The sequence below is a fragment of the Bradyrhizobium sp. genome (genome assembly GCF_049512235.1).
In the GTDB taxonomy this organism is placed as follows: Bacteria; Pseudomonadota; Alphaproteobacteria; order Rhizobiales; family Xanthobacteraceae; genus Bradyrhizobium.
Genome location: NZ_JBEKXH010000455.1, coordinates 1 through 5248, shown reverse-complemented (window position 1 = coordinate 5248; position 5248 = coordinate 1). Strand labels below are relative to the sequence as shown.

Genomic DNA, 5248 nt, shown 5'->3' with positions numbered 1-5248 from the left:
CTCGATGATGGGCGGCAGCCACTACGGCATCACCGATCCCTCAGTCGCTGTCGAGAATGTCGCAAGCCCTGGTCCGTGGCGCGATCAGTCCGGTAGCGACCTCGCCCGCGACGCCGGCATCAACGACATCGGATCATCTGCGGATCGCGGCGATGACAGCTCGCGGTCGGGATTCTTCGATTCGGCATCGTCCGATTCGGCGTCGAATGACGACGACGATCGCGACGACATGGATCTCGATTCCGATAATTCCGGTGGAGACGGAGACAGCGATTTCGCCTGACGCTACTGGCGAAGTTACTTGCACCACAAAAGCGCAACGGCCGCCCGGATCGGGCGGCCGTTTGCCGTTTTCAATTGCAGGCGATCACATGACCACGACCTTGGCACCGACATTGATGCGGCCGTAGAGATCGATGACATCCTCATTGCGCATCCGGATACAGCCGGACGAGACGTTGGTACCGATCGTCCAGGGCTCGTTGGAACCGTGGATGCGATAGAGCGACGATCCCAGATACATGGCGCGCGCCCCGAGCGGATTTTGCGGGCCGCCTTCCATGTGCCGCGGCAGATCCGGACGCCGCACCAGCATTTCCGGCGGCGGCGTCCAGTCCGGCCACTCCTTCTTGGCGGAAATCTGCTTGACGCCCGACCAGGTGAAGCCGGGACGGCCGACGCCAATGCCGTAGCGCAGCGCCTTGCCGTTTCCCTCCACCAGGAACAGAAATTTATTTGGCGTGTCGACGATGATCGTGCCGGCGCTTTCCTTGCCGTGATAGCCGACGAGCTGCTTCTCAAATCTCGGATCGAACGCCGGGTGCGCGGGTTCATTTGTCTCGTCCTGCAGGTGCAGGTCTTGCCGCGGCTCGGTTTGCGGCAGCAACAACGACGGACGCCGCGATTCGTAAGGCTGCTGACCCGCTGGCTGCTGCTCATAGCCCTCGCCTTGATTCTGCCCCTCGCCGAACAGGAACTCGATGAAACCGCCGCCCATATTGAGGCGTTCGGCAGAGGCCGTTCGCACCGGCGCGGCAGCCCGCGGCGCGGGTTGATCGGCATAGATCAAGGCAGGCTCCGGCAGCGGCGCGGTATCGAACGCTGCGGCTTGATGGGTTGCGGCCAGGCAAGACGCGCCGACGAAGAGCGCAAGAGAAATATGTTTGAACATCGACGTACTCTGTACTGTTTCGTCACTGTTTGGTCGTGGGCCGCATCGGCGACCTTTGCACCGTCAATTAAAACCAAAACCGCAACGGTTTGGTAAACAGAAACGGCTGATCGATTCACCACGTCGAAATCCCCCGCCGATTTACCCGGTAGCGTTTATTTTCGGTGAACGGCAGGACCGCATGGTTAATCGCCAGTATTGCCAAAATTGTGCATCACAACGGGTCCCGGCGTGAACCCGATGTTAAATCGCATCTGCCTAAAACTTGAGGAGTGAAGGTCAGGGACAGTAGCATGCCGACTAACCGCAGACGTTTTCGTATCGAACAAGCATTCCTCGGCGACGCACCGCTACCCGCGGTCGGTGACGGCGATCTCGGTCCCATGCATCGTGAGATCATGAGCGAACTGCATGCCATTCGCGCCCAGATGGCCCGTACCGGCCAGAGCGCGGCGATGGCAACCATCGACGCTTCGGCCGCGCAGGAAGTCGCCGAGGCTCGCGCATTGCTTGAAACCTATCGCGCTCAGATCGAGCAGTGCGAAAAACTCAAGATCGAGCTGGACCTTATTCACGATGCCATCAGCCGCACCAAGCGGGAAATCGCCGTTCTGCACAGCAAGAGTTTTGACGGCGAGGAGATGGCCAAGGTCAATGGCGAACTCGGCGCCGTGGTCGGCGGCACCGAGGAGGCAACCCAGCAGATCCTGGAAGCCGCGGAAGCGATCGATCAGTCCGCGACCGCGCTATCCAAGGTGACATCGCCGGATCAGCAGAAGCTTCTCAGCGAGGAAATCCAGGAGAGGGTCATTTCAATTTTCGAGGCCTGCAATTTTCAGGATCTGACCGGCCAGCGCATCAGCAAGGTGATGGCCACGATGAAATTCATCGAACACCACATCATGGCAATGATGGAGATCTGGGGCGGCGTCGATGCCATCAAGGCACACGCGCCTGCGCTGATCGACACGCGAGAAGGCGATGACCGGCTGCTGAACGGCCCGAAGACCGATGGCGACGTCGGTCACGCTTCGCAGGACGATATCGACGCTTTGTTCGACTGATCCTTGTTCTCGAGCATGATCTTCGAGCAAACGCTTCGCGCAACGCGGGATCGCTGGAAAAGCCGACGGATCAGGCGCGCGGTCCGCAGCGGACATAGACCATGTTGCCATAGCGGGTCGCGGCATCCTGGTCCGTGAAGCGTGTGATCAGCACCCGTCCGTCGAACGAGACGATCTCGCGATCCTGCTCGCCACCGGCAGGTCCCGGCGGACCGATGTAATTCTTTCCGCCCGGGCTGCCCTTGAGGCGCAGTTCCTGAGGCGTCGCCTGGTCGGCCAGATGCATGATCACGCCGCCGGAGGACCCGGCTCCGATCACGTAGGGCTGTTTGCATTGCGCCTTCGCTGCGGCTTCGGTCCGGGTGCGGTCGGCGGGATTCTGGTAGGAGGCAAGACCCCAGCGGCCGACAATCTCGTCCGGACGGATGGTGGCCGGCATTTCGGGCGCCACGCCGGGCTCCTGGCCAGCAGGCGATGATGACGATGATGATAGTGACGGGAGGTTGAAGCTTCCGCAGCCGCCCAGCACTAGCGTCAGCACCGAGGCGAGCCCCAGATTGACAGCCGCACCGACGCTACAAGACCTGACCATGATATTCCCCTGAACAGATTCGTGGCCGCACCCACCTTGCAGCCAAGCGTAAAACCGCTGTCGGAGCAACCACGTCCGGTAAGTTACGCTGCCGCTCCGATTTCCTCAAAGCATGCTGTATTGGCCTCACCAAGGGCTTAACCCCCTTTGCTTGACAGGATCGGCGTCAAGCCATATTCCCGGGTCACACTTAGCACTCCGAGAGCGTGATTGCTAAGGATGCGAGCGGTTTTGTCCCCCTTGGCGGTGTCGAACAGGCCTGCATTCCGATCCGCTTTCGCCGCCAACCAGATCCGAAAAGCGAGCCTGCAAAGGGAACCGTTATGGCTAAATCCAGATTTCGTCCACTGCATGACCGTGTCGTGGTTAAACGCATCGACGCCGAAGAGAAGACCAAGGGCGGCATCATCATTCCGGACAGCGCCAAGGAGAAACCCTCGCAAGGCGAAATCACCGCGGTCGGTCCGGGCGGACGCGACGAATCCGGCAAGTTGATCCCGATCGACCTCAAGGTCGGCGACCGCGTGCTGTTCGGCAAGTGGTCGGGCACCGAAGTCAAGCTCGATGGCGAGGAACTCCTGATCATGAAGGAGAGCGACATCATGGGCGTGCTGGCCTGAGATTGAGCAAGGATTGCAGCGCTCTCCAGCGTCATGCCCGGGCCTGATCCGGGCTTCCATCACCCTTCGACAGCAACATGGATTGCCAAGGTCAAGCCCGGCAATGACGATCGCAAGATACCATCACCGTACCAGCTTCATCATGAGGGAATTCAAATGGTCGCCAAGGACGTAAAGTTTTCCGGAGACGCGCGCGAACGCATGCTGCGCGGCGTCGACATTCTCGCCAATGCCGTCAAGGTGACGCTTGGCCCCAAGGGCCGCAACGTCGTGATCGAAAAGAGCTTTGGCGCGCCGCGCATTACCAAGGACGGTGTAACCGTCGCCAAGGAAATCGAACTCGAGGATAAGTTCGAGAACATGGGCGCGCAGATGCTGCGCGAGGTCGCCTCCAAGACCAACGATTCCGCCGGCGACGGCACCACCACCGCCACCGTGCTGGCGCAGGCGATCGTGCGCGAGGGCGCCAAGGCCGTTGCTGCCGGCATGAACCCGATGGACCTGAAGCGCGGGATCGAGATTGCAGTGCATGCCGTGGTCAAGGATCTCGTGAAGCGCGCCAAGCCGGTTGCCTCGTCGTCCGAAATCGCGCAGGTCGGCACCATTTCGTCGAATGGCGACACCGCGATCGGCAAGATGATTGCGCAAGCGATGCAGAAGGTGGGCAACGAAGGCGTCATCACCGTCGAGGAGAACAAGTCGCTCGAAACCGAAGTCAACATCGTCGAGGGCATGAAATTCGACCGCGGCTACCTGTCGCCCTATTTCGTCACCAATGCCGAGAAGATGACCGCCGAGTTCGAGGACGTCTACGTGCTGCTGCACGAGAAGAAACTGTCCGGCCTGCAATCGATGCTGCCGGTGCTGGAGGCCGTGGTGCAATCGGGCCGCCCGCTCTTGATCATCGCCGAAGACGTCGAAGGTGAAGCGCTGGCGACGCTGGTCGTCAACCGTCTGCGCGGCGGCCTCAAGGTCGCCGCCGTCAAGGCACCCGGCTTCGGCGATCGGCGCAAGGCGATGCTGGAAGACATCGCGATCCTGACCGGGGGTCAGCTGATCTCAGATGAACTTGGCATGAAGCTCGAAAGCGTGACGATCAAGATGCTCGGCCGCGCCCGCAAGGTCGTGATCGACAAGGAAAACACCACGATCGTCAGCGGCGCCGGCAAGAAAAAGGACATCGAAGCCCGCGTCGGCCAGATCAAGGCGCAGATCGAGGAAACCACCTCGGACTACGACCGCGAAAAGCTGCAGGAGCGGCTGGCCAAGCTCGCGGGCGGCGTCGCGGTCATTCGGGTCGGCGGCGCGACCGAGGTCGAGGTGAAGGAGAAAAAGGATCGGGTCGAGGACGCCCTGAACGCCACCCGCGCCGCGGTGCAGGAAGGCATCGTGCCGGGCGGAGGCGTCGCGTTGCTGCGCGCCAAAAAGGCCGTCGGCCGTATCCACAATGACAATCCCGATGTGCAGGCCGGCATCAATATCGTGCTGAAAGCGCTGGAAGCGCCGGTCCGCCAGATCTCCGAGAATGCAGGGGTCGAAGGCTCGATCGTCGTCGGCACCATCCTGGAGAACAAGTCGGAAACTTTCGGCTTCGATGCGCAAACCGAAGAGTATGTCGACATGGTCGCCAAAGGCATCATCGACCCGGCCAAGGTGGTGCGCACCGCATTGCAGGACGCGTCCTCGGTGGCCGGCCTGCTGGTCACCACCGAAGCCATGGTCGCCGAACTGCCGAAGGAGCCGGCACCGCCGATGCCCGGCGGTGGCGGCGGCGGCATGGGTGGAATGGGCGGCATGGGCT

At 61.3% G+C, this 5248-nt stretch carries 5 protein-coding genes and 1 pseudogene; 4 read left to right on the top strand and 2 right to left on the bottom strand.

What is annotated here, in order from left to right; genetic code table 11:
- A pseudogene (locus ABSG20_RS29230) lies at positions 1–283 on the top strand (DUF2076 domain-containing protein); the annotation flags it as partial.
- Between the two features lie 84 nt (positions 284–367).
- Here the strand turns inward: ABSG20_RS29230 and ABSG20_RS29225 are convergent.
- A complete protein-coding gene (locus ABSG20_RS29225) occupies positions 368–1171 on the bottom strand; it encodes a L,D-transpeptidase (RefSeq protein ID WP_423867938.1) in 804 nt (267 codons plus the stop codon).
- 293 nt (positions 1172–1464) lie between these two features.
- Between ABSG20_RS29225 and ABSG20_RS29220 the strand changes: the two genes are divergently transcribed.
- The gene (locus ABSG20_RS29220; RefSeq protein WP_423867937.1) at positions 1465–2235 is read left to right on the top strand and encodes a protein phosphatase CheZ; all 771 of its coding nucleotides are present in this window, start codon (positions 1465–1467) and stop codon (positions 2233–2235) included.
- Positions 2236–2305: 70 nt separating this feature from the next.
- On the opposite strand, the gene ABSG20_RS29215 is transcribed toward ABSG20_RS29220, so the two are convergent.
- The gene (locus tag ABSG20_RS29215) at positions 2306–2827 is read right to left on the bottom strand and encodes a hypothetical protein (protein WP_423867936.1); all 522 of its coding nucleotides are present in this window, start codon (positions 2825–2827) and stop codon (positions 2306–2308) included.
- Between the two features lie 323 nt (positions 2828–3150).
- Between ABSG20_RS29215 and ABSG20_RS29210 the strand changes: the two genes are divergently transcribed.
- Complete coding sequence (locus ABSG20_RS29210; RefSeq protein ID WP_423867935.1) at positions 3151–3447, top strand: co-chaperone GroES; 297 nt, start codon at positions 3151–3153, stop codon at positions 3445–3447.
- A 156-nt stretch (positions 3448–3603) separates the two neighbouring features.
- Positions 3604–5248 (top strand): chaperonin GroEL (groL, locus tag ABSG20_RS29205; RefSeq protein WP_423867934.1); only part of this gene is annotated, 1645 nt, incomplete at its 3' end.

Bases quoted from the DNA above. Each gene is read 5' to 3' on its own strand.
- ABSG20_RS29220 (WP_423867937.1), top strand. From the start codon at position 1,465: ATGCCGACTAACCGCAGACGTTTTCGTATCGAACAAGCATTCCTCGGC.
- ABSG20_RS29210 (WP_423867935.1), top strand. From the start codon at position 3,151: ATGGCTAAATCCAGATTTCGTCCACTGCATGACCGTGTCGTGGTTAAA.
- ABSG20_RS29225 (WP_423867938.1), bottom strand. From the start codon at position 1,171: ATGTTCAAACATATTTCTCTTGCGCTCTTCGTCGGCGCGTCTTGCCTG.
- ABSG20_RS29215 (WP_423867936.1), bottom strand. From the start codon at position 2,827: ATGGTCAGGTCTTGTAGCGTCGGTGCGGCTGTCAATCTGGGGCTCGCC.